The 1,219-nt window shown below is 65.4% G+C and carries 1 protein-coding gene; it reads left to right on the forward strand.

Annotated elements, in window-relative coordinates:
• A partial coding sequence (locus K309_RS0135075) for an IS1634 family transposase (RefSeq protein WP_029050501.1) occupies window positions 1-1,215 on the forward strand: 1,215 nt, incomplete at its 5' end.
• Window positions 1,216-1,219 lie beyond the last annotated feature (4 nt).

Genomic DNA, 1,219 nt, shown 5'->3' on the forward strand with positions numbered 1-1,219 from the left:
CTAGCCGCGCGGCACTTGAGCGACGGTGGCTTGGTGCTGTACGACCTGAGCTCCAGCTACTTCGAGGGCAGCACCTGCCCGCTGGCCAAACTCGGCTACAGCCGCGATGGTAAGAAGGGGCTGCTGCAGGTCAACTACGGCTTGCTCACCGATGCGCGCGGCTGCCCGGTGGCGGTGTCGGTGCATGAGGACAACGTGGCCGACAGCCAGACCTTCATGCCCGAGGTGCGGCGCCTGCAAGAGGAGTTTGGCCTCTCCCGGTTGGTCATGGTGGGCGATCGCGGCATGATCTCCAGCAAGGCCATCGAGCAGATGCGCGAAGGCGGTGATCTGGGCTGGATCACGGCGCTCAAGAGCGCCTCGATCCGCCCGCTGCTCGAGCAAGGACAACTGCAGCTTGGCCTGTTCGACGAGCGCAATCTGCTGGAGCTGAGTTCACCGGATTATCCGGGCGAGCGGCTGGTGGCGTGTCGTAATCCGGAACTGGCCAAGCTGCGTGCCCACAAGCGAGAAGAGTTGCTGGCGGCCACCGAGGCGTGCGTGCAGGCGGGCAAGCTCGCCGGGCGCGATCAGATCGGCCTGCGCGTGGGCAAGGTGATCGACAAGTACAAGGTGGCCAAGCACTTTGCGCTGAGCATCGACGAAGCGTCCTTCACGTTCAGCCGCAACAGCGAGGGCATCGCCCGCGAGGCGGCGCTGGACGGCCTCTACATCATCCGCACTTCGGTGAGTGCGGCACAGATGGACTCGGCCGAGTGCGTGCGCAACTACAAAGCGCTGGCCAACGTGGAGCGCGCGTTCCGCTCGCTCAAGACAGTGGACCTGAAGATACGGCCGATCCATCACCGCACGGCCGATCGGGTGCGTGCGCATATCCTGCTGTGCATGCTGGCCTACTACGTCGAGTGGCACATGCGCGAGGCCTGGCGCGAACTGATGTTCGCCGACACCGATCAGGCCGCCAAGGCCACGCGTGATCCTGTGGCGCCTGCCGTGCGCTCTGCGGCAGCGCTGGCCAAGGCGGCGCGCCACACGCTTGACGACGGCACACCCGTGCACAGCTTCTCGAGCCTGATGGCCGAACTCGCCACGATCGTGCGCAACACCTGCCGCACACCCAGCGCCGACGCTGAGGCGCCGACGTTCGAGCTCGTCACCACCGCCAACGCGAAACAGAAGCAGGCTCTGGAGTTGCTTCAGCAAATCCGCGTGTAGACAG

Origin of the sequence: Cupriavidus phytohabitans, assembly GCF_000426345.1 — a bacterium.
Classification (GTDB): domain Bacteria; phylum Pseudomonadota; class Gammaproteobacteria; order Burkholderiales; family Burkholderiaceae; genus Cupriavidus.